Origin of the sequence: Actinokineospora pegani (genome assembly GCF_009745975.1) — a bacterium.
Lineage (GTDB): Bacteria > Actinomycetota > Actinomycetes > Mycobacteriales > Pseudonocardiaceae > Actinokineospora > Actinokineospora pegani.
Window position 1 is genome coordinate 1 of the sequence record NZ_WHOL01000075.1, and the last position, 25,272, is coordinate 25,272.

At 71.5% G+C, this 25,272-nt stretch carries 25 protein-coding genes and 1 tRNA gene; 10 read left to right on the forward strand and 16 right to left on the reverse strand.

Annotated elements, in window-relative coordinates; genetic code table 11:
- Positions 1-6: 6 nt before the first annotated feature.
- The 3 genes from GCL84_RS11675 to GCL84_RS11685 are packed head-to-tail and all read right to left on the reverse strand — an operon-like array spanning position 7 to position 2,527.
- Positions 7-252, reverse strand: a complete 246-nt coding sequence (locus tag GCL84_RS11675) for a hypothetical protein (RefSeq protein WP_197523179.1) — start codon at positions 250-252, stop codon at positions 7-9.
- A gap of 28 nt (positions 253-280) precedes the next feature.
- Complete coding sequence (locus GCL84_RS11680) at positions 281-1,414, reverse strand: fatty acid desaturase family protein (RefSeq protein ID WP_156755460.1); 1,134 nt, start codon at positions 1,412-1,414, stop codon at positions 281-283.
- A gap of 27 nt (positions 1,415-1,441) precedes the next feature.
- Positions 1,442-2,527 carry a ferredoxin reductase gene (locus GCL84_RS11685; RefSeq protein WP_156755483.1) on the reverse strand — a complete coding sequence of 362 codons (1,086 nt, stop codon included), beginning with the start codon at positions 2,525-2,527 and terminating at the stop codon, positions 1,442-1,444.
- 152 nt (positions 2,528-2,679) lie between these two features.
- On the opposite strand from GCL84_RS11685, the gene GCL84_RS11690 reads away from it, so the two are divergent.
- The 3 genes from GCL84_RS11690 (at position 2,680) to GCL84_RS11700 (ending at position 5,074) form a co-directional block, all read left to right on the forward strand.
- Positions 2,680-3,309: a TetR family transcriptional regulator gene (locus tag GCL84_RS11690; protein ID WP_235926165.1), complete on the forward strand. Its 630-nt coding sequence runs from the start codon at positions 2,680-2,682 to the stop codon at positions 3,307-3,309.
- Between the two features lie 270 nt (positions 3,310-3,579).
- Positions 3,580-4,158, forward strand: coding sequence for a PH domain-containing protein (locus tag GCL84_RS11695; RefSeq protein WP_156755462.1), 579 nt, complete (start codon positions 3,580-3,582; stop codon positions 4,156-4,158).
- A gap of 40 nt (positions 4,159-4,198) precedes the next feature.
- Positions 4,199-5,074, forward strand: coding sequence for an oxygenase MpaB family protein (locus tag GCL84_RS11700; protein WP_156755463.1), 876 nt, complete (start codon positions 4,199-4,201; stop codon positions 5,072-5,074).
- A gap of 33 nt (positions 5,075-5,107) precedes the next feature.
- Here GCL84_RS11700 and GCL84_RS11705 read toward each other — a convergent pair whose 3' ends face one another.
- Positions 5,108-5,452: a histone-like nucleoid-structuring protein Lsr2 gene (locus GCL84_RS11705; RefSeq protein WP_156755464.1), complete on the reverse strand. Its 345-nt coding sequence runs from the start codon at positions 5,450-5,452 to the stop codon at positions 5,108-5,110.
- Between the two features lie 386 nt (positions 5,453-5,838).
- Between GCL84_RS11705 and GCL84_RS11710 the strand changes: the two genes are divergently transcribed.
- On the forward strand, positions 5,839-6,915 hold the full coding sequence (locus GCL84_RS11710) for a D-cysteine desulfhydrase family protein (RefSeq protein WP_156755465.1): 1,077 nt from the start codon (positions 5,839-5,841) through the stop codon (positions 6,913-6,915).
- Here the strand turns inward: GCL84_RS11710 and GCL84_RS11715 are convergent.
- Positions 6,905-8,191, reverse strand: coding sequence for a hypothetical protein (locus GCL84_RS11715; RefSeq protein ID WP_156755466.1), 1,287 nt, complete (start codon positions 8,189-8,191; stop codon positions 6,905-6,907). The two genes, GCL84_RS11710 and GCL84_RS11715, sit on opposite strands and share 11 nt — an antisense overlap.
- Positions 8,192-8,623: 432 nt before the next feature.
- On the opposite strand from GCL84_RS11715, the gene GCL84_RS11720 reads away from it, so the two are divergent.
- Together GCL84_RS11720 and GCL84_RS11725 are read left to right on the forward strand one after the other, a co-directional pair.
- Positions 8,624-9,127, forward strand: a complete 504-nt coding sequence (locus tag GCL84_RS11720) for a DUF3145 domain-containing protein (protein WP_156755467.1) — start codon at positions 8,624-8,626, stop codon at positions 9,125-9,127.
- Between the two features lie 31 nt (positions 9,128-9,158).
- Positions 9,159-9,743, forward strand: a complete 585-nt coding sequence (locus GCL84_RS11725) for a hypothetical protein (RefSeq protein ID WP_156755468.1) — start codon at positions 9,159-9,161, stop codon at positions 9,741-9,743.
- 72 nt (positions 9,744-9,815) lie between these two features.
- Here the strand turns inward: GCL84_RS11725 and GCL84_RS11730 are convergent, their stop codons facing one another.
- From GCL84_RS11730 to GCL84_RS11755, 6 genes are all read right to left on the reverse strand, one after another.
- A complete protein-coding gene (locus GCL84_RS11730; protein ID WP_156755469.1) occupies positions 9,816-11,252 on the reverse strand; it encodes an acyl-CoA carboxylase subunit beta in 1,437 nt (478 codons plus the stop codon).
- A gap of 49 nt (positions 11,253-11,301) precedes the next feature.
- On the reverse strand, positions 11,302-12,549 hold the full coding sequence (locus GCL84_RS11735) for a beta-ketoacyl-[acyl-carrier-protein] synthase family protein (protein WP_156755470.1): 1,248 nt from the start codon (positions 12,547-12,549) through the stop codon (positions 11,302-11,304).
- Between the two features lie 76 nt (positions 12,550-12,625).
- Positions 12,626-12,877 carry an acyl carrier protein gene (locus GCL84_RS11740; protein ID WP_156755471.1) on the reverse strand — a complete coding sequence of 84 codons (252 nt, stop codon included), beginning with the start codon at positions 12,875-12,877 and terminating at the stop codon, positions 12,626-12,628.
- Positions 12,878-12,947: 70 nt separating this feature from the next.
- Complete coding sequence (locus tag GCL84_RS11745) at positions 12,948-13,937, reverse strand: beta-ketoacyl-ACP synthase III (protein ID WP_156755472.1); 990 nt, start codon at positions 13,935-13,937, stop codon at positions 12,948-12,950.
- On the reverse strand, positions 13,934-14,872 hold the full coding sequence (locus GCL84_RS11750; protein ID WP_328618767.1) for an ACP S-malonyltransferase: 939 nt from the start codon (positions 14,870-14,872) through the stop codon (positions 13,934-13,936). Before GCL84_RS11750 ends, GCL84_RS11745 begins: the two co-directional genes overlap by 4 nt.
- 155 nt (positions 14,873-15,027) lie before the next feature.
- Positions 15,028-16,218 carry a PucR family transcriptional regulator gene (locus tag GCL84_RS11755; protein ID WP_156755474.1) on the reverse strand — a complete coding sequence of 397 codons (1,191 nt, stop codon included), beginning with the start codon at positions 16,216-16,218 and terminating at the stop codon, positions 15,028-15,030.
- 486 nt (positions 16,219-16,704) lie between these two features.
- Here GCL84_RS11755 and GCL84_RS11760 point away from each other — a divergent pair, with 486 nt between their 5' ends.
- On the forward strand, positions 16,705-17,322 hold the full coding sequence (locus GCL84_RS11760; protein ID WP_407924383.1) for a nicotinamide mononucleotide transporter family protein: 618 nt from the start codon (positions 16,705-16,707) through the stop codon (positions 17,320-17,322).
- 28 nt (positions 17,323-17,350) lie between these two features.
- Here the strand turns inward: GCL84_RS11760 and aceE are convergent, their stop codons facing one another.
- Positions 17,351-20,119: a pyruvate dehydrogenase (acetyl-transferring), homodimeric type gene (gene aceE / locus GCL84_RS11765; RefSeq protein WP_156755476.1), complete on the reverse strand. Its 2,769-nt coding sequence runs from the start codon at positions 20,117-20,119 to the stop codon at positions 17,351-17,353.
- A 294-nt stretch (positions 20,120-20,413) separates the two neighbouring features.
- Here aceE and GCL84_RS11770 point away from each other — a divergent pair, with 294 nt between their 5' ends.
- From GCL84_RS11770 to GCL84_RS11780, 3 genes are all read left to right on the forward strand, one after another.
- A complete protein-coding gene (locus GCL84_RS11770) occupies positions 20,414-20,845 on the forward strand; it encodes a DUF3052 domain-containing protein (RefSeq protein WP_156755477.1) in 432 nt (143 codons plus the stop codon).
- 92 nt (positions 20,846-20,937) lie between these two features.
- Positions 20,938-21,396, forward strand: a complete 459-nt coding sequence (locus GCL84_RS11775) for a peroxiredoxin (protein WP_156755478.1) — start codon at positions 20,938-20,940, stop codon at positions 21,394-21,396.
- A gap of 38 nt (positions 21,397-21,434) precedes the next feature.
- Positions 21,435-21,506 (forward strand) — tRNA-Val (locus GCL84_RS11780).
- Between the two features lie 92 nt (positions 21,507-21,598).
- Here GCL84_RS11780 and GCL84_RS11785 read toward each other — a convergent pair.
- The 4 genes from GCL84_RS11785 to GCL84_RS11800 form a co-directional block, all read right to left on the reverse strand.
- On the reverse strand, positions 21,599-22,501 hold the full coding sequence (locus GCL84_RS11785) for an excalibur calcium-binding domain-containing protein (RefSeq protein ID WP_156755479.1): 903 nt from the start codon (positions 22,499-22,501) through the stop codon (positions 21,599-21,601).
- Between the two features lie 220 nt (positions 22,502-22,721).
- A complete protein-coding gene (locus tag GCL84_RS11790; protein WP_156755480.1) occupies positions 22,722-23,228 on the reverse strand; it encodes a hypothetical protein in 507 nt (168 codons plus the stop codon).
- Positions 23,229-23,439: 211 nt separating this feature from the next.
- The gene (locus GCL84_RS11795) at positions 23,440-24,240 is read right to left on the reverse strand and encodes a hypothetical protein (protein ID WP_156755481.1); all 801 of its coding nucleotides are present in this window, start codon (positions 24,238-24,240) and stop codon (positions 23,440-23,442) included.
- A 161-nt stretch (positions 24,241-24,401) separates the two neighbouring features.
- A complete protein-coding gene (locus tag GCL84_RS11800; protein ID WP_156755482.1) occupies positions 24,402-25,169 on the reverse strand; it encodes a hypothetical protein in 768 nt (255 codons plus the stop codon).
- Positions 25,170-25,272: the final 103 nt, after the last annotated feature.

Consider the following 25,272-nt stretch of genomic DNA (forward strand, 5'->3'; position numbering starts at 1 on the left):
CGACGATCAGCGGCAGCAACACGCTGGTGGGGACGGGACGGGACGCGGTCGCTTCGGCGCGGGCTCGGCGTCGGCCTTCGCCCGCTGACCGGCCTCGCGCATCTCGAACACGTCGGTCGCCAGGTCGCCGATCTCGCGGACGACCTCGGCCACCGCCCCGGCCACGATCTGCGCGATCCGGCCCACGTGCAGCGCGGTCGACTCGACCACCTCCTGCACGACGTCCTTCGTGCGCTCCGCCTCGCTCACCATCGCATGGCCCCCTTCTCCCTCGACAGGGTCAGGCCACACGCAGCGTGCGGCCGTCCTTCGACACCGTACGGCCCCTCGGGCCCGCGGGCTTCGCCCAGAACTTGTCCGGCAGCGCCAGCTTGAAGATCTTGGCCGCCACCGAGGCGAGCTGCTTGGGCAGCCCACCGGTGTTGTAGGGCAGGCCGTACTTCTCGCAGATCGCCCGCACCTCGCCCGCGACCTGCGGGTAGCGCCGCGCCGGGATGTCCGGGAACAGGTGGTGCTCGATCTGGTGCGACAGGTTGCCGGTCATGATGTGGAACAGCGGGCTGCCGGAGATGTTCGCCGAGCCCAGCATCTGCCGGTAGTACCACTCGCCACGGGTCTCGTCCTTGGTCTCCTCCTCGGTGAAGCTCTCCACCCCGGTGGGGAAGTGGCCGCAGAAGATGATCGAGAACGCCCAGATGTTGCGCACGAGGTTCGCCGTGGCGTTGGCGGTCGCGGTCGCCACGAACTGCGGGCCGGTCAGCGCCGGGAACAGCACGTAGTCCTTGAGGACCTGCTTGAGCCCCTTGTGCCACATGCGGCGGCGCACGCCCGCGGTCTCCGACCACTTCTTGCGGCCGGTGCGCAGGTTGTCGACCTCGAGGTCGTGGAGCATGACGCCCCACTCGAAGAACACCATGAGCGCGAACGCGTACGCCGGGTTGCCCAGGTAGTACGGGTGCCACTTCTGGCCCTCGTCCATGCGCAGGACGCCGTAGCCGATGTCGCGGTCCTTGCCCAGGATGTTGGTGTAGGTGTGGTGGATGTAGTTGTGGGAGTGCTTCCAGTTCTCACCGGGCGCGACGTTGTCCCACTCGAACATCTTCGAGTTCATGGCCGGGTCGCGCATCCAGTCGTACTGGCCGTGCATGACGTTGTGGCCGATCTCCATGTTGTCGATGATCTTCGACAGGGACAGCGCCACGGTGCCCGCGACCCAGGCCGGGGGGAACGAGCTGGCCATCAGCAGACCGCGCCCGGCGACCTCGAGGGCGCGCTGCACCTTGACCACGTCGTAGATGTACTTGCGGTCGTCCTCGCCGAGGCTGTCGAGCAGGCGCTGGCGCAGCGCGTCGAGGTCGCGGCCGAGCTCCTCGAACTGCTGCGGGGTGAGCTGGGGCTTCTTGGGGGTGCTCATGGTCTCACTGGCTCCAGTAGGGGGGACTCAGATGTCGAGCTCGACATCGCCGACGGGGACCGAGACGCAGATCTGGATCTCGGAGTCCGGGTCGGTGGACAGCTCGCCGTTGCGCACGTCGCGCGTGCAGCCGGAGGTCTTGACGCTCGTGCAGGTGAAGCAGATGCCCATCCGGCAGCCGTACTCCGGCTTCAGGCCCGCCGCCTCGGCCTGCTCGAGCAGGGTGCGCCCGGTGTTGGCGGCGCTGGTGCCGGAGCGGCCGAAGGTGATCTCGCCGGTCGCGTCTTCGGCGTCGACGGTGATCGGCGCGGGCGCGAAGTCCTCGGTGCGCAGCCGGTGGGCCGCGCCGAGGGCGGTGAAGACCTCCCGCGCCCCGGCCATCAGGCCGGGCGGGCCGCACAGGTAGGTGTCGGCGTCGGCGAACCAGGGGGCGGCCGCGCGCAGGTGCTCCTCGGTGAAGAACCCGTGCAGGTCGCCGCCCTCGACGTCGGTGTAGGCCAGCAGCAGCCGCACGTTGGGGTGCGCCCCCGCGAGCTCGCGGAGCTGGGCCAGGTAGGGCACGTCGGCCTCGGTGTAGGCGTAGTGCAGGAACACGACCTCGCCGGTGTGGCCCTCCGCGCACAGCGTGCGCAGCATGGAGATCACCGGGGTGATCCCGGAGCCGCCGCTGATCAGCAGGACCTTCTCCGGCCGCGCCGCGGGCAGGGTGAACTCGCCCTCCGCCGGGGCGAGCTGCAGGACCAGGCCGGGACGGGCGTTGGCGTGCAGCCACCGCGAGACCCGGCCGTTGTCGTGGGCCTTGACCGTCAGCTCGAAGCGGCCGTCCGCGCTGTGCTGCGAGGTCGCAGGGGAGTAGCAGCGGGTGTGCCGCACACCGTCGATCAGCACGCCCACCCGGATGAACTGGCCCGCGGTGAAACCACGCCACCGCCGGGTCGGGCGGATGGTCAGTGTCACCGAGTCACGAGTACTTCGGTGAACACTTGTCACCTCGCCACGAAGTTCGCGGATGGTGAGCATTGGGTGCACCAGTTCGAGGTAGCGATCAATGCTGTGCGGTGTCGCTAGGGCTTCCAACAGGCGCAACCCGGGGATGCGGCGCTTGCGGTCCATTTGGGCCGTCACCGGGTTCCTCCGATTTCAGTGAACGTGCGTACACCGAAAAGTGCAACGCGGATCAGTGGATGTGTCAACCGGCGGCCGCTGTGACGTGTCGAACACCGGGGGGTCGATGCCCGCGGGCCTGGGCGGATAGGCTGCTGCGCGTGGCAGAGGTGTCCGCGGTCGGGACCAGGCAGGAGCGCAAGCGCCGGACGAGGCAGGCCTTGCTGGACTCCGCCCTCAAGCTGCTCGAGGACACCAGCCTGGCCGGGCTGAGCCTGCGCGAGGTCACCCGGGAGGCCGGGGTGGTCCCCACGGCCTTCTACCGGCACTTCCCCGCCATGGACGACTTGGGCGTGGCCCTGGTGGAGGAGTGCATGCGCGCCCTGCGCGAGATGCTGCGCTCGGCCCGGCGCAAACCGTCCGACGACGCCATTCGGGGCTCCGTCGCCATTCTTGTGGATCACGTGGCCCGCTACCAGGCGCATTTCCGTTTCCTTATCCGCGAGCGATATGGCGGAGTGGCGGCCGTGCGCAGGTCCATAGCGGGCGAGCTGCGCCTGCTCGGCAGCGAGCTGGCGACCGACCTGGCCCGCTACCGGGGCATGGCCGACTGGGACGCCGAGGACCTGCGGATGGTCGCCGACCTGATGGTCGGGGCCATGTTGTCCGTGGTCACAGCCCTGCTCGACGTGGCGGAAGACCCCCGTGCGCGGGCGGAGGTCGTCGCCGTCGCCGAGCAGCAGCTCCGGCTGATCGCGCTCGGCATGACCCACTGGCGCCGTCCTCTGTAATGGGTGTCCGGTGGTCGGCGCCCAGTGCGCCGCCTGCCATCGCAAAGGGTACACAAATGCTGTGATTGCCAACACAAGCAAGGTTCGAATATCATCGTTATTCGGTTGAGGTGAACACCTTCATCGGTATTGATGACTGCGGACAGTGGAACAGCGCACATCCGGAGCAATTTCGCCGTCGACGCCGGTTCGAGACCGCGGGCGGTGTTGCCGGGGCCGTCGGCCGACTATGTTGCCCACGGGTGTGCCGCGACGGAGAGGGCGTGAGGCATGGACGTCGACCGGTCGTCCGACCTGCCGTACCAGCTCAACGCGCGCTGGCGGTGGCTCGGTGTCGGGCTCGGGTCGCTGATCCTGCTCGTGGCGCTGTCGGTGCTCGGCCTCGACGACGTGGTGGGCTTCGGCCTCGCGGTCGTGTTCGTGGTGCTGGGTTTCGTGCTGATCGACACCTTCTACAACTCCGGTGTCCGGGTCACCGACGAGGGTGTCGAGGAGCGCTCGATCCTGGTCCGCTCCCGGGTGGTGGAGTGGGAGGACGTCGCGGGGATGGACGTGCCCGCGGGCCGCGTGCTGCGCCGCCCGGTCCTGGTCACCGGCGACGGCGAGCGGCTGTCGCTCTACTCGCTGGCCTTCCTGAGCCTCGGCCGTGAACGCGAACCCGTCCGCGTGTCGCGCCTGCGCCGGACCGTTGACGAGTTGGCCTACGAGTTCTACGACGACGACGAGGATCTCCCCGAGCCCGAGGAGAAGGACACCCCCGCGGAATCGACCGCGGCGGTCGAGGCCGACTCGGCGGACGACACCCCCGCCGAGAAGGAACCCGCCGAATCGACCGAGTCCAAGCCGTAGCCACCCGGTCGTCCCGGCCCGCGGCGGGCACACTGGCCCCATGAGCAGACCAGCGGTGCTCGACGCCGACGACCTCGGCTTGGTCGGCCCGGACTCGGTGACCTGGCAGGCGCACGCCGACCCGGCCATGTGGCTCGGCGGCGTCCGCAGCCTCTACCTGCAGGCGCTGCACCCCCGCGCGGTCGCGGGCGTGGTGCAGAACTCCGACTTCCAGGCCGACCCGCTCGGCCGCCTGTTCCGCACGGCCGACTTCGTCGGCCTCACCACCTACGGCACCACCGCCCAGGCCGAGGCCGCCGCGGCCGGGGTGCGGCGGGTGCACCGGGCGTTGCGGGCCACCGACCCCGACACCGGTGAGACCTTCCGCGTCGACGACCCCGAGCTGCTGCTGTGGGTGCACTGCGCCGAGGTGTCGTCGTTCCTGACCGCCCTGGGGCGCGGCGGCTACCCGATGACCGAGGCGCACGCGAACCGGTACCTGGCCGAGCAGCGCGCGTCGGCGGCGCTGGTCGGCCTCGAGCCAGACGAGGTCCCCGGGTCGCTCGCGGAGATGACCGCCTACTTCCGGCGGCTGCGCCCGCTGCTGCGCCGGACCGAGGCCAGCGACGTGATCTACGACTTCCTGCACCGGCCGCCGCTGTCGGGCTGGCTTGCGGTGGGCGCGCGCGTGTACGAGCCGACGATCTCGCACGTGGCCTACTCGCTGCTGCCCTCGTGGGCCAGGGCGCTGCACGGGCGGCGCGGGTACCCGGGGCCGGTGACCACCGCCGCGGCCAGGGCGCTGCGGCTGGGGGCGCTGGCCGTGCTGCCGCACGTGCGGCAGCGCACGACGGCCCAGCCCGCCTGGGTCGCCGCCGTGCGGCGCCTGGGGGAGTGGGCCACGCCGTCGCCCGACCGGCTCCCCGCACGGGTGTGACGACGGGGCTGCCCCGGGCCGTCCCGTGCTCGGTCAGCCGCGGTGGGCCTCCTGGAACTTGGTCACCAGGGCCTGCGGGATGCGGCCGCGCTCGGCGATGGTCTCCCCCTGGTCGCGGGCCCACGCGCGGATGGCCTGGTTGTCGGCCTTCTCCGCGGCGGCGGTGCGGCGGACGCCCCCGGGGGCGACCTTCGACCGGCGCCCGCCCCTGCGGCGGGCGTGGCCGACGTAGGCGGCGAGCGACTCGCGCAGGCGGGCCGCGTTGGCATTGGACAGGTCGATGGTGAAATCGACGCCGTCGATGGCGAAGGCGACGGTCTCGTCGGCCGTGCCACCGTCGAGGTCGTCCACGAGTTCGACAACGGTTTTCTGCGCCACGGTTTCCTCCGTGTGGATGTGAGTCGTTTCCGGCTCGGGAACCCCGGCGGTTTTCCCCGGCGCCTCCCGGCGTGGGCGTGCATTCGATACCTGATCTGCCCGAAGGGTATCGGTATCGATGTCGGCTCGTCGTCAAGCGGCGCCGTGTGTCGTACGGACCACATTAGCCAAGCCGCCACCCCGGTGACGCCCGATCGGGGGACCTGCCCGCTCGCCGCTCGCATACCGCTCGTTTGTGGGACATCCGCACTGGTCAGAGCGGTGACTAATCGCGATGGCCGGCCTGGTGGGTGAATTACCGGGAGTTCGCCACCTGAGTTCCCCGTCGACCACCGCGGGCGAATTCCGCCGCGGCCACCGAAACCGGGCGGCGATAGGCTCGCCGCATGGGTCCAGACCTGCACGCCTTCCCCCGCGTCGACCTCGGCCATTGGCCGACCCCGCTCGACCAGGCCCCCCGCTTGGGCGCGGCGCTGGGCGGCATTCGGCTGCTGCTCAAGCGCGACGACGTCGGCGGTCTCGGCGCGGGCGGCAACAAATTGCGCAAACTCGAGTTCCTGCTCGGCGCGGCGCTCGCCGAGCGCGCCGACTCGGTCATCACCTTCGGCGCGCTGCAGACCAACCACGGCCGCCAGACCGCCGCCGCCTGCGCCAAGCTCGGTCTGCGCTGCGACCTGGTGCTCACCCGCGGCGTCCCGCGCGGGGGCGCCGACTACGAGGGCTCCGGCAACATCGCGCTCGACCACCTCTACGGCGCGACCACGCACGTCTGCGACGACGCCGCCGAGACCGCCGCGGTCTACCAGCGCCTGGTCGCCGAGGCCGAGGCCGAGGGCCGCACCGTCGCCACCCTGCCCGTCGGCGGCTCCACCGCGGTGGGCGTGCTGGGCTACCTCAGCGCGACCGTCGAGCTGTTCACCCAGCTCGACGGTCTGGGCATCACCCCGGACGCGCTGCTCGTGCCCGTGGGCAGCGCGGGCACCGCCGCGGGCGTCGCGCTGGCGGTGGACCTGCTCGGCCGCGACGTCCGGGTCGAGGGGGCCTGCGTCTCCCACACCGCGGACGAGTCCCGGGGCGACATCACCCGGCTCGCCACCGAGGCCGCCGCGCTGCTCGGCGCCCCCGCCCCCGCGCTGCGCACCCTGCTCGTGGACGACCGCGCGGTCGGCCCCGGCTACGGCGTGCCGACCGAGGGCACGTGGGACGCGCTGCGGCTGTTCGCCAGGACCGAGGGCGCCACCCTGGACCCGGTCTACACCGGCAAGGCCGCCGCCTGCCTGGTCGACCGGGTCGACACGGGGGAGATCAAGGCGGGGGAGACCGTCGTCTTCCTGCACACCGGCGGCCTGCCCGGTCTGTTCGCCTACCAGCCGGAGACGGGCGTGGAGGCCAGGTCGGGCCTCGGGGGCCCCGTGCCGCCAGGGGGAAGCGGTTCTCGGACCGCGACGCGACCTAGCCGCTGACGGTGAGGTCCAGGGCCTTGGTCGCGATGTCCAGCAGGGCAGGATCCCGCGGGGGCGAGGCCTTGTCCAGCCAGACCGCCTGCACGAGCTTGACGCTGTTGCCGTCGCGGCCGCTGGCGTAGGCGGCGGAGGCGAACTCCGGCTGCGCCTGCCCCGGCCACGGCACGCCGTCGGCGGTCTGGTCGTTCACCCCGCCGCCGCCCGGCCGGTCGGCCACCGACCGCAGCTCGGTGCCCGAGATGCTGCTGGCGAAGCGCAGCACCGCGACCAGCACGGCCGCCCGCGACCCGTCGGCCGCCGCGGCCTCGTAGCGCGCCCGCACCAGCCGCGCGCACGCGTTGGCCTGCAGGTAGGCCTGCACGTCGCCGTAGGCGTGGGCCGCGCAGTCGGCGGCCTGGTGCGCGCCCCGCGCGGTGAATCCGACGCCGCCGACGCTCACCGCCGTGCGCGACGCCGGGGTCGTGGGCGGGGCCGAGGAGTTGTCGTCGGCGGAGCTGACGGCCACCGCGATGCCCGCGATGAGCAGCACCGCCACCAGCAGCACCGCCAGGACCGGCAGCCAGCGCAGCGACCGGGTCCTCTCCGGCTCGGCCCGCTCGGCCTGCTTGGAACCGGGCTTGATGCCCAGCGCCGCCTTCGGGATGAAGGTCGTGCTCGCCGCGGCGACCTCGCGGGTCACCACGTCGCCGAAACCCTCGGCGACCAGGTCGGCGTGGCCGAGGTCGACGCCCAGCGCGGCCAGCATCTTGCGCGCGTCGGTGGCCGGGCAGACCCGGCCGTGCGTGGACAGCTCGCGCGCCGCGGTCAGCAGCGACTTGGGCTCCGGGTGCAGGATGCGCACCCCGCGCACCAGGTCGCCGGTGGGCTGCGAGACCTGCCCGACGTAGGGGCCCACGGCCACGACGGTGCCGGTGGGCAGCGGCTCGGCCCGGGCGGCGTCGAGCGCGTCGGACACCGCGGCGGTCGCGGCCAGCGCGTCCACGGCGGGGTTCACCGGGCCGTCCTGGCGGACCAGCGGCCACCCGTCGGTGCGCCACTGCCCGGCCAGCGGGGCCTCGAGCCGCATCGCCGGGTCGGGCAGGTCGACGCCGACGACGACGATCACCCCGCGCGGGAGCAGCAGCACGGCCTCGACCGGCACGGGGTGGTCGGGCGGCCGGTAGCCCAGCAGCGCCACGCCGCCGAAGACGTCGTCGCCGCGGCCCCAGGAGGCGAGCGCGGCGGCGAGGTCGTTGCCCACGACGGACGGGGCTGCCCCGAGTCGCAGTGCGCGCATCGGTCGGCACCTCCACCAGTCGGCACGGGTGGTGTGGATCGCCCGTGGTCAGTGTGGGACACGGTATCGCCGATGGCCATTCCCGCCGCTGGCGACCTCGCCTAGTGACGATTGCCGCCTATCTCACCGATACCAGTGACAGCGGTTGGTGAGTTCGGTTCGACTCTCTGTAGTACCCGGGGTGTTCGACGCTGGTTCTGGTCCCGGGTGTGCGCACCGCACGTGAGTGATCGAATACCGCTTACCCGCCGCAGTGCCGCCGTAATCGTCACACCGGGGAGGAATTCGCGGGGGCGGCGTCCGGTTTCGCCGTTCGTGTGGCCAAAGCGTTCGGGGTGAGGGCAGAATGAGCGCGGGTGCGAACCGCCGCTTCGCCGCTGGTCGACAGGGACGTAGGGGAAGACGATCCTCGTCGAACAGCGGAGGTCAGCAGTGAGCACCCGTGGAAACACCCAAGGTGTGGTGTACGTCCACTCGTCGCCGTCTGCGGTGTGCCCGCACGTCGAGTGGGCCATTTCGGGCACCCTCGGGGTCCGCGCCGAGTTGCGCTGGACCGCGCAGCCCGCCGCGCCCGGTCAACTGCGCACCGAGTGCGCGTGGACCGGGGACCAGGGCGCGGGCGCGAAACTGGCCGCCGCCCTGCGCGCGTGGCCGATGATCCGCTTCGAGGTCACCGAGGAGCCCAGCGAGGGAGTCGACGGCGAGCGCTTCTGCTACGCCCCCGCGCTCGGCCTGTGGCACGCCCGCACCGGCGCCAACGGCGACATCGTGGTCGGCGAGGACCAGTTGCGCGCCGTTGCCGCCGCCGCGCGCGGCGGCGAGTCCTTCGCGTTCAAGGTCGACGAGCTGCTCGGCGCCTCCTGGGACGAGGCGCTCGAGCCCTACCGGCGCGCGGGCGACGGCGCCCCGGTGACCTGGCTGCACCGAGTCGGCTGAGGCCGTCCCCGGCCTGTGGCACCCTGAGCCGGTGCGCGGGTCGGGGAGGCAGTCGTGGTTGCTGCCGGTGGTGCTGGTCGTCGTCGTCCTGACGGGTGTCGCGGGCCTGGCCGCCCGCGTCCTCTACCCCTCGGACTCCACCACCACCCCTCCCATCTCGGCCGTCGTGCCCACCGAGGCCCCGGTCGACCCCGCCGACCAACCAGGCCCAGCCGACGTCGAGGGCACCGGCGACGCCGTCGGCCACCCCCTCTACGACCAGGTCCGCACCCTCCTGCAGACCCACTTCGACGCCATCAACGCCACCGACTACCGCGCCTGGACCGGCACCGTCACCGCCGAGCGCGTCCGAGGCACCCCGGAGGAGTCCTTCCGCCAGGACTTCGACTCCGTCCAGGACGGCACCATCATCATCTACCGCATCGAGACCTCCCCCGACGCCACCGCCCGGGTCATGCTCACCTTCACCAGCACCCAGGACCTGGCCGACGCGCCCGCCGAACTCCAGTCGCCGTGCATCCACTGGGCGGTCGTCTACCCACTGACCCGGGTGGACGGGCAGTGGCTGATCGACCAGAAGTCGACGAGCGCCACCCCCCAGCACGAGGCCTGCTGACTTCCGCGACGAGCGACGAGGACCCGCTCGCGGAATCCGGGCGGGTCCTCGTCGTGCGCTATCTCGTTCGGATCACAGCGGGATGTTGCCGTGCGCCCCGCGCCCGGCAGGCGCGGCCGCCAGTGCCTCCGCGAGGCGGCGGCGGGTCTGGGCCGGGTCGATGACCTCGTCGACCACGCCCAGGGCCAGTGCCCGGTCCACCCCGCCCGCGATGCGCTCGTGTTCGGCGGTGAGGGTGGCGTGCAGCGCTTCGCGGGCTTCCTCCGGGGCGGCGGCGAGCGTCTTGCGGTGCAGGATGCCGACCGCGGCCTTGGCGCCCATGACGGCCACCTCGGCGTCGGGCCAGGCGAAGACGGCGGTGGCGCCGAGGGAGCGGGAGTTCATGGCGATGTAGGCACCGCCGTAGGACTTGCGGGTGACCAGGGTGACGCGGGGGACCACTGCCTCGGCGAAGGCGTGCAGGAGCTTGGCGCCGCGGCGGACCACGCCGTCCCACTCCTGGCGGACGCCGGGGAGGTAGCCGGGGACGTCCACCACGACCAGCAGCGGGACGCCGAAGCTGTCGCACATGCGGACGAAGCGGGCTGCCTTCTCCGCCGACAGCGAGTCCAGGCAGCCGCCCTTGCGGATGGGGTTGTTGGCCATCACACCGACGGTGCGACCGCCCAGCCTGCCGAGGCCGATGACGATGTTGGCCGCCCACTTGGCCTGCAGCTCCTCGAACTGCGCGGCGCCGTCGGCGTCGACGTCGAGGATGCCGCGCAGCAGCGGTTTGACGTCGTAGGCGCGGTTGGCCCGCTCCGGCAGCAGGTCGCGCAGCGGCTGCTCGTCGCGCACCGCGTGCAGGTCGAACAGGCCCGGCTTGGCGAACAGGCCGGTGATCCGGCGGGCGCGCGCGTACGCGTCCGCCTCGTCGGCGGCCAGCACGTGCACGACGCCCGACCGGCGCCCGTGCGCCTCCGCGCCGCCGAGGCCCTCCTGGTCGATCTGCTCGCCGGTGACGCTGCGCACCACGTCCGGGCCGGTCACGAACACCCGGCCCGCCGGGGCCATGACCACCACGTCGGTCAGCGCCGGGCCGTAGGCCGCGCCACCGGCGGCCGGGCCGACCACCACGCTGACCTGCGGGACCCGGCCCGAGGCGCGGATCATCGCGGCGAAGACGGCGCCCACCGCGTCCAGCGACTCCACGCCCTCGGCCAGCCGGGCGCCGCCGCAGTGCCACACGCCGACCACCGGCGTGCGGTCGCGGACCGCGGCGTCGATGGCCTCGACGATGTGCTGACACCCGGCCGAGCCCATCGCGCCGCCCATCATGGTGGCGTCGGTGCAGTAGGCGACGACCCGCACCCCGTCGATCCGGCCCCGCACCGCGAGGACCCCGCTGGCGTCGGCCGGGTGCAGCGGCACGACCGAGTCCGGGTCGAGCAGGGCGGCGAGGCGGGCTCGGGGGTCCCGCGGGTCCAGCTCGCGGGCAGCGGCCGTCGGCCGGGCGGCCAGGGCGGTCATCGGGTGCTCCTCGGGTGGGGGCGCGGGTGGCCGCGGGCCGGATTCGTGATCAGGCGGCGGTGAAGACCAGGGCGACGTTGTGCCCGCCGAAGCCGAACGAGTCGTTCACCGCGGCGGTGAGCTCGACCTTGCGCGGCTGGCCGGTCACCACGTCCAGCTCGACCCGGGGGTCCAGGTCCTCCAGGTTGCGGGTCGCCGGGACCACCCCGTAGTAGAGCGACAGGACGGTGATGATGCTCTCGACCGCGCCCGCGCCGCCGACCAGGTGGCCCAGCGACGCCTTCGGGGCGGTCAGCACCGGGTGCGGGCCCAGTGCCTTGCGGATCGCGGCGGCCTCGCCGACGTCGCCGACCACCGTGGAGGTGGCGTGCGCGTTGACGTGGCCGATGTCCGCCGCGGTCAGACCGGCGGTGCGGACCGCGTTCTGGATGGCCCGGATCTGGCCGAGGCCCTCCGGGTGGTTGCCGGTGATGTGGTGGGCGTCGGAGGTCATCCCGTAGCCCGCCAGCCGCCCGTAGACCTTCGCGCCGCGCGCGGCGGCGTGGTCGGCGCGCTCGAGCACCAGCACGCCCGCGCCCTCGCCGAGCACGAACCCGTCGCGGGCGGTGTCGAACGGGCGCGAGGCCGCGGCCGGGTCGTCGTTGCGGGTGCTCAGCGTCCGCGACTGGCAGAAGCCCGCCACGGTGATCGGGTGGATGCAGGCCTCCGCGCCACCCGCGACGACCACGTCCGCGCGGCCGTTCTGGATCATCTGCCAGGCGTTGGCCAGGCCCTCCGCGCCCGAGGCGCACGCCGACGCGGGGCTGTGCACCCCGGCGCGGGCGCGCAGCTCGATGCCCACGTGCGCGGCGGGGCCGTTGGGCATCAGCATCGGCACCGTCAGCGGCGAGACCTTGCGCAGGCCCTGCTGCTCCAGGATGTCGTCCTGGTCCAGCAGGGTCTTCGGCCCGCCGATCCCGGTGCCGATGCTGACCCCGAGCCGGTCCGGGTCCACCGATTCGCGCTCGTCACCGGGCAGCTCGAACCCGGCGTCCGCCCACGCCTGCCTGGCCGCGATCACCGCGATCTGCTCGCACCGGTCCAGGCGCCTGGCCTGCACCCTGGGCAGCACGTCGGTGGGCTCCACGGCCAGCGGCGCGGACAGCCGGGCGGGCAGGTCGTAGCGCTCGACCCACTCCGCGTCGTTGCTCCGGATGCCGTTCACGCCCGCGAGCAGGGCATCCCAGGTGGACGTGACGTCCCCACCGAGCGGCGTGGTGGCGCCGAGCCCGGTGATGACGACATCGACGTTGCTCATGGCAATTCCTTCACAAGCGGGTGGCTGGACACGTGCGGGCGGCGGGGGACCGGTGGCCCGGGGTCAGGCCCGGGGGTCAGGCGTTGGCGGAGACGTAGTTGACGGCGTCGCCGACGGTCTTGAGGTTGGCCAGCTCGTCGTCGGGGATCTTGACGCCGAACTTGTCCTCGGCCTGCACCGCGATCTCGACCATCGACAGCGAGTCGATGTCCAGGTCGTCGACGAAGGACTTGTCGGCGGTCACGTCCTCGGGGCTGACCCCGGCGATGTCCTCGACGATGCCTGCCAGACCCTCGAGGATCTGCGCGTCGCTGGGCTTGTCCGCCATGGTTGGTCGTTCCTTTCGATTGTTCCTACCGGTCGGGCACCACGCCCGGCCGGAGCTGTGCGGCCCCTGGTCAGGGGCAGACGACGACCTGCCCCGCGTAGGACAGGCCCGCGCCGAAGCCGACCAGCAGCGCGAGGTCGCCCGGCTTGATCCGGCCCGCCCCGCGCAGGTGGTCCATCGCCATCGGGATCGAGGCCGACGAGGTGTTGCCGGAGAAGACGATGTCGTCGGCCACGACCATCTCCTCGCGGGCTCCGTTGGCCCGCAGCTTCTTGGCGATCGCCTCGACGATGCGCAGGTTGGCCTGGTGCGGGATCAGCACGTCGAGGTCGGCGGGGGTGATGCCCGCGGCCTCGACCGCGCGCAGCGCGATCGGGGCGATCTGGGTGGTCGCCCACCGGAAGACCGCCTGGCCCTCCTGGTAGAGCACCTTGTTGCCGGTCGGGCCGGTCGGGTTCATGCCGATCGTGTCGACCAGGTCGCCCGCGCTGCCCCAGACCACCGGGCCGATGCCGGGCCGCTCGGCCGGTCCGACCACCGCCGCGCCCGCGCCGTCGGCGAAGATGATCGCGTTGGCCCGGTCGGTCGGGTCGACCCAGTCGGTGAGCTTCTCCGCGCCGATCACCAGCACCCGCTTGGCCGAGCCCGCGCGGACCAGGTCCGAGGCGGTGCCCAGCGAGTAGCAGAAGCCCGCGCAGGCGGCGTTGAGGTCGAACGCGCCCGCGGCCTTGAGCCCGATCCGGTCGGCGACCTGGGCGGCGCCGTTGGGGATGGGGTGCGGCATGGTGCAGTTGGCCAGGATGACCGTGTCCACGTCCGAGGGGGCCAGGCCCGCGTCGGCCAGCGCCTTGGACCCGGCGGTGACGGCCATGTCGACCAGCCGCTCGTCCGGCCCGGCGAAGCGGCGCTCGCGGATGCCGACCCGGTCGCGGATCCACTGGTCGTTGGTGTCCATGTGCAGCGACAGCTCGTCGTTGGTGACGACCCGCTCCGGCTGGAAGCTGCCCACGCCCAGGATGGCGGTGGCCTCGGGGCCGGTGGTCTGGTTCAGCGTGCTCACGCCGCGCCCCCGATCAGCTCGACGACCGCGTCCAGCGTGTCGGGTGTCTTCAACGCCAGGTTCGGTGTGCCCTTGAGCTCGCGCTTGGCCAGGCCGACCAGCGCGCCCGCGGGCGGGAACTCGACGACGGCGGTGACGCCGCGCTCGGCCATCGTGGCCATGCACAGGTCCCAGCGCACCGGGTTGGTGACCTGGTCGACGAGGCGCTCGAGCACCTCGGCCCCGGTGGCGACCACGGCGCCGTCGCGGTTCGACAGCAGGACGCGGGTCGGGTCGGCGGGGGCGGCGATGCCCTCGGCGTGCTTGCGCAGCGCGTGCTGGGCCGGGGCCATGAAGTGGGTGTGGAAGGCGCCCGCGACCTTGAGCGCGATGACCTTGGCCCCCTCCGGCGGCTCCTTGGACAGCTCGGCCAGGGCGGCGGCGGAGCCCGCGGCGACGATCTGGCCCGCGCCGTTGCGGTTGGCCGGGACCAGGTCGAGCTCGGCCAGGCGGGCCAGGATGCCCTCCTCGGTGCCGCGCACCAGGGCGGCCATGCCCGAGGGCGCCAGCTCGCAGGCGGCGGCCATCTCCCGGCCGCGCACGGCGGCCAGCGCCAGCGCGTCCTCGGCGCTGAGCACGCCCGCGACGGCCGCGGCGGCGAACTCGCCGATCGAGTGGCCCGCGACGACGGCGTCGGCGGGGATCTCGACCCGGCGGGCCAGCTCCTCGTGGGCGAGCAGGGTGGCCGCGACGATCAGCGGCTGGGTGATCGCGGTGTCCTTGATCTCGTCGGCGTCGGCGGTGGTGCCCAGCCGCGCCAGGTCGAGTCCGACCACCTCGGACCAGCCCGCGAGCCGCTCGGCGGTGTCGGGCAGTTCGAGCCAGGGCGCGAGCATCCCCGGGGCTTGAGAACCCTGTCCGGGTGCGAGTAGTGCGATCACGGGTCCACTAGACACCCCTCGGCGGTGCGCTGCGCATGCTCTCCGCTGACACCGTTGAGGGCCGCCCTTTGGAGGAAACCTACAAAGGTTAAGCGATAATGAACGCAAGGGGCGTTCGCTGCTAGCGCGGTGTGGTGTGGGACACCGAAGTTCGCCCCACGGTGGCCCGCTTACCAGATACCACGGGAATGTGAAAGCCGCCCCACGGCAAGCGCCACCTGGAGGACCAGCGCGTCTCGGGGATCGCTCGCGTTGTGGCCGGTGACCTCGGTCGCTTTGCGCAAGCGGTACCGGACCGTGTTCGGGTGCACGAACAACTGGCGCGCGCAGGCCTCGAGGACGCCTCCGGTCGACAGGTAGGCCTCAACCGTCTCTTGTAAGGCTCCTCCTGCTTCCTCCAGTGGCCGGGCCACCCGCTCGATGAGCTGCCGCTCGGCCTCCGGGTCGCCCGCCAGCGCCCGCTCGGGCAGCAGGTCCGCGGAGCGGACCGGCCGCGGCGCCTCCGGCCAGGCCACGACGGCGCGCAGGCCGGAGAGCGCGTCGGCGGAGCTGCGGTGGGCCTCGGCGATGGTGTCCAGGGTCGGTCCGGCCACCACGGGCCCGTCGCCGAAGGCGGTGGCCATCCGCTTGAGCACCTCGTGGTCGGCCGGGTCGGTGGTCGGCCCCGCCAGCACGACCACCAGCCGCGAGCCCTGCACCCCCAGCAGCACCGCCCGCCCAGCCCGAGCCGCCCGACTGCGCACTTCATAAACAACAGTCGGCTGGTCCTCCGACGGCGGATTCCCCACCAGAACGGTCGCCTCAGCCGCCGGATCCCACCCCAAAGCCGCAGCCCGCGACAACAACGACTCCTCAGCGTCCCCCCGAACAATCCCATCGACCACCAACGCCTCGAGCCGAGCGTCCCAAGCCCCCCGAGCCTCCGCCGCCGACGCATAAGACATAGCCGACGCGAACGCCACCTCCCGCCCATACCGCAACACAGCCTCAGACAGCACAGCCCGCTCAGCGTCATCAGCCGCAAGCCCAGGCACAAGCTCCTCGAACACCTGCAACGACACCCGCACCATCTCCACGGTCTGCCGCAAACTGATCCACCGCGACAGATCCCGGGGCGCCCCCCGAAAAGTGTCCGTGGTCATCCGCAACGCCTCACGCGGATCCCGCAACCAGGCCGTGAACCCCGCCACCCCGTTCTGCGCCACCAACAACACCGAAGCCCGCTGATCAGCGGGCATCCGCCCAAACCAGGCGAACTGCTCTTCCATGGCCGCCACCGCCGCCGCCGCCAACCTCCCCGAGGCCCGCTCCACCCCCCCCAAAGTCCCAGCCGACAACCCCACAGACCCCCCACCACTCATACCCCCACCCTCCCACGCCCCCCCATCCCCCTCCCCTCCCCATTCCCCCACCCCCACCCGAACCACCGAACCACCGAACCACCCTCCCCCACCCCGAACCAACCCGAATCAACCCTCCCCAGCCCGAACTCCTCCCCCTGCCAACAGCCACCAACCGCACCGTGGGGGTCTGGGGGGTCGCCCCCCAGGTGCAATGACGACCCATCCCCGGGAAGCGCGGAACGCGCGAACACGGTGATGGAATGGGTCGGGCCGCCCAGCATGTCGGTGCGCTCGATGCTGGGCGGCCCTTCTCCCCGGTCCCCACCGGTAGTTCCACTATGGAGCCTTCGGCGGTATGCGGGCTAGGTGAAACGGTCTAGTTCGCTCGTTCGAGCGATGCGCTCACTCTTCGCCCGCGTCTGCTTGGTCACAGGGGGCAGGAACAAACGGGTTGCGGTGGGAGGTTGGCTACCACCAGGAAAGGGGGTCGCCGTGCAGGGCTTGATGGCGTACGGGATCACGGTGCTGGGGGAGCGGATCTCCTACGCCGAGCTGGTGGGGCAGCTCTTGGCGCTGGCGGTGGTGTTCCTCGCCCAGCGGCGGACGCTGTGGACGTGGCCGGTGCAGTTGGTGTCGGTGGGGCTGCTGTTCACCGTCTACCTCAGCGCCCACCTGGGTGGGTTGGCCGTGCGCCAGTTGGCGGTGGGCGCCATCGCCGTCTACGGCTGGTGGGCGTGGACGCGCAGGCGCGACCCGGTGTTCGGGGTGGCCGTGCGCCGCTCGACGCCCAAGGAGGTCGCGGTGATCGTCCTGGCCGGGGTGGCGGGCACGGCGGCGTTCGCGCTGGTGCTCGACGCGCTGGACGCGTCGTGGGCGCCGTGGCCGGATTCGGCGATCTTCATCGGCACCGTGCTGGCCTTCGCCATGCAGGCCTACGGGCTCGTGGAGTTCTGGATCGTGTGGCTGGTCGTGGACGCCATCGGGGTGCCGTTGCAGCTCAGCGGGGGCCTGGTGTTCAGCGCGCTGGTCTACACCGTGTTCGCCGGGCTGGTCGTCCACGGCTGGATCAGTTGGTTCCGGTCCGCGAAGCAGCAGCAGCTCGCGCGGACGGCGGCTGTGTGAGGCCACACAGCCGCCGTCCGCCTGCTGGCTAGGCGACGCCGGGGTCGCCGACCTGCGGGCCCGCGGCCCGCACGTCGTCGATCTTGTAGCGGCGGGCCGCCTCGGCCACCAGCGAGCGGTCCACCTCGCCGCGGCGGGCGAGGGCGGCCAGCACGCCGACGGCGATCGACTCGGCGTCGACCAGGAAGTGCCTGCGCGCGGCCGGGCGGGTGTCGGAGAAGCCGAACCCGTCGGTGCCCAGCGTGGTCATGTCGGTGGGCACCCACGGGCGGATCAGGTCCGGCACCGCGCTCATCCAGTCCGACACCGCCACGACCGGGCCCTGCGCGCCCTTGAGCGCCTGCGTCACGTACGGCACGCGCGGCTCGGCCTGCGGGTGCAGCAGGTTGTGCCGGTCGATCTCGACGGCGTCGCGGCGCAGCTCGGCCCACGACGTCGCCGACCACACGTCGGCGTTGACGTTCCAGTCCGAGGCCAGCAGCTCCTGGGCCTTGAGCGCCCAGGGCATCGCCACGCCGGAGACGAGGATCTGCGCCTTGAGCCCGGTCTGCGCCTCCGCCTGCTTGTACCGGTAGAGACCGCGCAGCAGGCCCTCGACGTCGAGGTTGTCCGGCTCGGCGGGCTGCTGGTACGGGTCGTTGTAGACCGTCAGGTAGTAGAAGACGTCCTCCGCCTGCTCCCCGTACATCCGGCGCAGGCCGTCCTTGACGATGTGCGCGATCTCGAAGGACCACGCGGCGTCGTAGGACACCACGGCCGGGTTGGTCGCCGCCAGCAGCAGCGAGTGCCCGTCGTTGTGCTGCAGGCCCTCGCCGGTCAGCGTCGTGCGGCCCGCGGTGGCGCCCAGGATGAACCCGCGCGCCATCTGGTCGGCCGCGGCCCACAGGCCGTCGCCGGTGCGCTGGAACCCGAACATCGAGTAGAAGATGTAGATCGGGATCATCGGCTCGCCGTGCGTGGCGTAGGAGGTGCCCGCCGCGGTGAACGACGCGACCGACCCGGCCTCGTTGATGCCCTCGTGCAGGATCTGGCCCTGCTCGGACTCCTTGTAGCTGAGCATCAGCGACGCGTCGACCGAGGTGTAGAGCTGGCCGTTGGGGTTGTAGATCTTCTGCGTCGGGAACATGGAGTCCATGCCGAACGTGCGCGCCTCGTCCGGGATGATCGGTACCAGCCGCGGGCCGACCTCGGGGTCCTTGGCCAGGTCGCGCACCAGCCGGACGAACGCCATCGTGGTGGCGACCTCCTGCTTGCCGGAGCCGCGCTTGATCACGTCGTAGACCTTGTCGCCGGGCAGCGCCAGCGCCTTGGTCTTGGTCCGCCGCTCCGGCACGTACCCGCCGAGGTTGCGGCGCCGCTCCTGCAGGTACTGGATCGCCTCGTCGTCCTGGCCGGGGTGGTAGTACGGCGGCAGGTACGGGTCCTTCTCCAGCTCGCTGTCGGGGATCGGGATGCGCAGCGTGTCCCGGAACGCCTTGAGGTCGTCCAGGGTCATCTTCTTCATCTGGTGCGTGGCGTTGCGCGCCTCGAAGTGCGGGCCGAGGTTGTAGCCCTTGATCGTCTTGGCCAGGATGACCGTCGGCTGGCCCTGGTGGGCGGTGGCGGCCTGGTAGGCGGCGAAGACCTTGCGGTAGTCGTGCCCACCGCGCTTGAGGTTCCAGATCTCCTGGTCGGACATCGGGTCGACCAGGGCCTTGGTGCGCGGGTCGCGGCCGAAGAAGTGCTCGCGGACGAACGCGCCGTCGTTGGCCTTGTAGGTCTGGTAGTCGCCGTCCGGCGTGGTGTTCATCAGGTTGATCAGGGCGCCGTCGCGGTCGGCGTGCAGCAGCGAGTCCCACTCGCGGCCCCAGATGACCTTGATGACGTTCCAGCCCGCGCCGCGGAAGTAGCTCTCCAGCTCCTGGATGATCTTGCCGTTGCCGCGCACCGGGCCGTCGAGCCGCTGCAGGTTGCAGTTGATGACGAAGTTGAGGTTGTCCAGGCCCTCGTTCGCCGCGACGTGGATCAGGCCGCGCGACTCCGGCTCGTCCATCTCGCCGTCGCCGAGGAACGCCCACACGTTCTGGTCGGAGGTGTCCTTGATGCCGCGGTCGCGCAGGTACCGGTTGAACCGGGCCTGGTAGATCGCGTTCATCGGGCCCAGGCCCATCGAGACGGTCGGGAACTCCCAGAAGTCCGGCATCAGCCGGGGGTGCGGGTAGGAGGGCAGGCCGCCACCGGGGCCCGCGTGCGAGACCTCCTGGCGGAACCCGTCGAGCTGGTCGGTGGACAGGCGGCCCTCGAGGAACGCGCGGGCGTAGATGCCGGGGGAGGCGTGGCCCTGCACGTAGATGTGGTCGCCGCCGCCGGGGTGGTTCTTGCCGCGGAAGAAGTGGTTGAAGCCGACCTCGTAGAGCGCCGCCGACGAGGCGTAGGTCGAGATGTGGCCGCCGACGGCGACCCCCGGGCGCTGCGCGCGGTGCACGGTCATCGCCGCGTTCCAGCGGATCCACGCCCGGTAGCGGCGCTCCACCTCCTCGTCGCCGGGGAACCACGGCTCGCGGTCGGTGGGGATGGTGTTGACGTAATCGGTGCTGGTCAGGGCGGGGACGCCGACGTGGCTCTCCCGCGCCCGCTCCAGCAGCCGCAGCATCAGGTAGCGGGCTCGCTGCTGCCCGCCCTCGGCCAGGGCCGCGTCGAACGACTCCAGCCACTCCGCGGTCTCCTCCGGATCGATGTCGGGGAGGTGCGCGGCGAGGCCGTCGCGGATGACACGTACCCGTTCGGGTGCGCCTGACCTTTCGTTGTGGGTGGCCACGGTGGAGCTCCAGCCTGGGTCGAGGTCGGGTTTGCGTCGCGCGTGCGGGTATCGCGCGCGCGACTCACTCTCCCATGTTCGTCTGAATCGAACCGCGCGTCATCCTTACTGGTCAGTAGAGGTGTGCGGCGCCGCGCACACCGGCCGCCGAGGTCACGTTTCACGGCGTGTCGCGGTCCCGACGGTTGCGCAGGGGGGCGTCGGCGGTGTTCGCTGTCGCCTGACGAACTGGCAGCACGCGGTGCTCGGCCCTGTGGCCGGGTGCCGCGCTGGCGTAGATGGAGGAGTGACACCGTGGTGGCCGCGGGAGATGCCGGGAGCATCGGCATCGCCGACAAGCTGGGGATCGACACCGACTCAGCCGTCCAGGAAATCGGGTGGGACGAGGACGTCGACGACGAACTCCGCGCCGCGATCGAGGAGCACATCGGAGCCGATCTGCTCGACGAGGAGGCCGATGAGGCCGTCGACGTCGTGCTGTTGTGGTGGCGGACGGACGACGGGGACCTCGTCGACGCCCTGGTGGACTCCCTCGCCACGCTCGCGGACAACGGTGTCATCTGGGTCCTGACCCCCAAGACCGGTCGCGACGGGTACGTCGAGCCCAGCGACATCGCCGAGGCCGCGCCGACCGCGGGCCTCACCCAGACCTCCAGCGTGTCGGTCGCCCAGGACTGGACCGCCACCCGCCTGGTCTCGCCCAAGTCGGTCAAGGCGCGCCGCTAACCCTCCCGGGCCGCGAGCACCCGGGCGCTTCGCAGCCCGGGTGCCCTAGTCTGTGCGCGCACGGGCAACCACTCATCAGGAGGACGCTGGGTATGGCGGTCGAGGTCGGTTCCAAGGCTCCGGACTTCACCCTGAACGACTACAACAAGCAGTCGGTGGCCCTCTCGGGCTTCCAGGGCGACAAGAACGTCCTGCTGGTGTTCTACCCCTTCGCCTTCAGCGGCATCTGCCAGGGCGAGCTGTGCCGGCTGCGCGACGAGATCGCCGACTACAACGCCAACGACGTCCAGGTCGTCGGCGTCTCGGTGGACACCCCCTTCAGCCTCAAGGCCTGGGCCGAGCAGCAGAACTACACCTTCCCGCTGCTCTCGGACTTCTGGCCGCACGGCGAGGTCGCCAAGACCTACGGCGTGTTCAACGAGGCCGCGGGCCTGGCCAACCGGGGCACCTTCCTCATCGACAAGACGGGTGTCGTCCGCTTCGCCGAGGTCAACCAGCCCGGCGAGGCGCGCGACCAGGAGGGCTGGAAGAAGGCCGTCGCCGCGCTCTGACGCGGCGCCCGGGCCCCCGGTCGGCGGGGGTCCGGTCCGGGCGCATAGCTCAGCGGGAGAGCACTCGGTTTACACCCGAGCGGTCGCAGGTTCGAATCCTGCTGCGCCCACCGGATCGATCTCAGGCCCCGTCACCGTGCCGGTGTCGCACCCGGACCCGGGAGGACCGGGCGCACGGGTGCGCCCGGCCCTCTCCTCGCTGTCAGCTCTTGGGCAGGGACTCGCAGGCCTTGCCGTCGTTGTCGCCGTCGAGGTTCCAGCGGTCGCCGTGGACGGGGGAGTAGAAGTCGAAGAAGGACTGGGCCTCGGGCTGGGTGCGGAAGTTCCGGCAGTCCCAGGTGCCCGCGGGCGCCGGGCGGCCCGCGTTGGGGCGGCCCGCGCCGACCCACTCGTCGTAGGAGATCGCGCGGTTCATCGTCGGCCCGGTGTAGATGATCGCCGAGGTGTTGGGCCAGTACTGGTTGAACTGGTCACCGGTGATGCGCCGCACGACCGCGGGGGTCGGGAAGTCGTGCTGCTGCCACTCCGCGGCGGTGGCCTTCCAGCCCGCGCCGGTGGCGAGGTTGCTCATCCGGGCGATGTCGGTGGCCCACGAGAGCTTGAGCCAGCCCTCGTTGTGGCGGTTGTCGGCGGGGCGGAAGCCGGAGCGCTCCCACTCGGCGTGGGTGAGCTTGTGGATGATCCCGTCGCTCATCACGAACAGTTCGCTCGCGGTGCCCCACTTGAAGTAGTAGCTGTCCTTGATCCAACCCGCGTTCACCGCCGCGGGGCTGCCCGCCCGCTGCCACTGCGCCGCCGACAGCCGCTCCCACAGCCACGTCGACTCGTCGTCCTGCCAGAACGTCACCGCGTAGATGACAGGCGACCAGGCGTACTTCACGTACATGGTGGGAGTGGGCCGCGGGGTCGGGAACCCCGCGCTCGCCCACTCGTCGTAGCCGATCGGCCTGCCGGTGCCACCACCGTCGACCCGGTAGATCGTGGAGGTGTAGGCAGGCTGGTAGAAGCCGTCGTCCACGGCCTGGGCGGGCGTGGCGGCCAAGCCCATGGCCGCGACGGCGGCGATGGCCACCGCTGCGGTGCGGCGGAGGAGTGCGCGCAGCATTGATCAGTCCGTTCCGGTGGGGAGGGGGCGGGAACCGGCCGTCGCACGTCGTACGGTGCGGGGCGCTCGACGGGTATATGGCGCCGGGCCAGTCCGTCGTTACCGCCTTGGCGGGACTGTCAGCAAAGTGTCGACCCGCGGGTCCCGGGCAGGAGACGGGTTCACCACCGTGCCCCAGGGGGAGCGGGCATGGGTGCCTGCTCCCCCCCCTGGGATGCGATCAGCGCTGCGGCGGCTGCGGGGCGGGGCGCCCGGCGGCGACCCACTCGCCGTAGGTGATGGGGCGGGTCATGGTGGGGCCGTGGTAGACGATGACGTCGCTGCCGGTGGCCTGGTAGCGGAAGCTGTCGCCGGGGAAGCGGTTGACCACGGCGGGGGTCGGGAAGTCCTCGTAGCGCCAGACGTCGGGGGTGACGGCGTAGCCGTCGCCGGTGTACTGGTTGCTCAGGTGGTTGACCTCCGGGGCCCAGGACAGCTTGGCCCAGCCCGCCGGGTCGCGGTCGTCGTAGTCCTGGTAGCCGGACCGCCGCCACTTCTCCTCGGTGAGCTTGTGGACGACGGCGTCCTCGCCCGAGACGAAGATCTCGTCAGCGGTGCCCCACTGGTGGAAGTCGCTGTCCTTGATCCACCCGGCGATCTCCGGAGCGGGCTCGCCCGCCCGCGCCCACAGCTCGGGCGTCAGGCGGTCCCACTGCCAACTGTCCTTGCCGTCGTCCCAGAACGTCACGCGTAGGCGTCGGGCACGGCGTTGGCGGGGGTGGAGGACAGGGTTGCGGCGGCGGTGGCGAGGGCCACCAGACCCGCGCGGCGAAGGAACTTGTGGATCACGGATGTCTCCGCTGTGGCGTAGGTGATCGGTCGGTCCCGACTGGTCCTGAGTGGACGATGATGTTCGTGGAGGTGGGAGCCGGGGTGGCGGCGGCCGGCGGGAAGCGCGATTACTGGAGCGGCGCCTGGGGCGTGGGCTTGCCCGCCGCGACCCACTCGTTGTAGGTGATCTTGCGGGTCATGGTCGGGCCCGAGTAGACGATGTCCGGGCTGGTGTCGGACGCCTTGTGGAAGCCATCGCCCGCGAACCGGGCCGAGACCCGGGGCCTCGGGGAGTCGTTGAACAGCCAGATCTCCCGGGTGATCTGGTCGCCGGGGCGGTCGGCCAAGTCGGCGGTGAAGTTGACCTCCGGAGCCCAGGACAGCTTCGTGAAGCCCTTGTTGGTCATGTGCTCGTAGGCCCGGTAGTGGGACCGCTGCCACTCGGCCTGGGTCAGCTTGTGCACCTTGCCGTCCTCGTCCTCGACGAAGATCTCGTCGGCGGTGCCCCACTTGAAGAAGTAGCTGTCCCTGATCCAGCCCGCGTCTTCCGCCGTGAGCGCGCCCGACCGCGCCCACATCTCGGGCGTCATGCGCTCCCACACCCAGTCGTCCTCGTGGTCGCTCAGGTACGTCACCGCGTAGATGATCGGCGACCACGGGTACTTCACGTACGAGGTGGGCGAGGGCCGCGGCTCCGGGAACCCCGCAGCCTCCCACTCGGCGTAGCTGATGGCGTAGTAGTAGCCGCCGTGGTCGAGGCCCTGCTTGTAGATGGTGTCCGAGTGCGCGTTCTTGTAGTAGCCGGCAGGAACGTATCCGCCCGCCGCCGCGCTCGCGGAAACGGTGCTGACGGTTGCCCCGGCCGCCGCGACCAACGCCCCCGCGACGAGGGCTGCGACGGTTGTGCGGCGCAGGAGTGCGCGAAGCATGTGATTCATCCCCTATGTGTTGTCTTCCCTTGACACATAAAGGATTGCGCGCGTCGCTCTAGCTCTTCTGCAACCGGCCCACAGAAGTAGAGGACCTGCCTAGAGCTTCTCTATAAGGGCCGGATGATCCCCGGGGGCGTACGGCTGCGCGGCGCAGATTGTCAGAGCTTGATGCACTCGGTTTCCGACGGGGCGGGGCGGCCTGCGGCGACCCACTCGTCGTAGGTGATGGCGCGGAGCAGGAGGGGGCCGTCGTAGATGATGGTCCGCTCGTTCTCGCAGTCGGTGAAGAAGCCGTCACCCGGGAGGCGGTGGACGGCGCGGGGGGTCGGGAAGCCGAAGAACTCCCAGCGGTCGTAGGTGAGCAGGTACGCCTCGTAGGTGGCCAGGTCGTCGATGTAGCGGATCTCCGGCGCCCAGGTCATCTTCATGAAGCCCTGGTGGGTGATCTCCGCGGCCGGGCGGAAGCCGGAGGCCTGCCACTCGGCGTAGGTCAGCTTGTGGGTGATCCCGTCGGAGAGCACGAACAGCTCGTCCGCGGTGGCCCACTTGAGGTACTGGCTGCCCTCGATCCACCCGGCGTCGCGCGGGGTGGGTTTGCCCGCGCGGTCCCACATGGCGAAGTCCATGCGCTCCCACTGCCATGTGTCCTCGGCGTCGTCCCAGAAGGTCACCGCGTAGACGTGCGGCGACCAGGCGTACTTGACGTACGAGGTGGGCGTCGCCCGCGGCTCGGGGAAGCCCGCGCGTTCCCAGGTCGCGTAGTCGATCGGGGTGTGGGTGCCGTAGTTGTAGCGGTAGATGGTGTCGGAGTAGGCGTTCTTGTAGTAGCCGACGTCCACGGCGCTCGCGGGCGTGACGGCCAACGATGTGGTGGCGGTGGTGGCCAGGGCCAGCACGCCGACGCGGCGCAGCAGGGTGCGAAACATTTGTCCAAGCCGTTCATCGGGTGGGTGAGGAGAGTGCTCGAGGTCCCGCTGTTGACGCACAACACCCTGGGGGAGGCCTGCGACGCAGGCCTCCCCCAGGGTG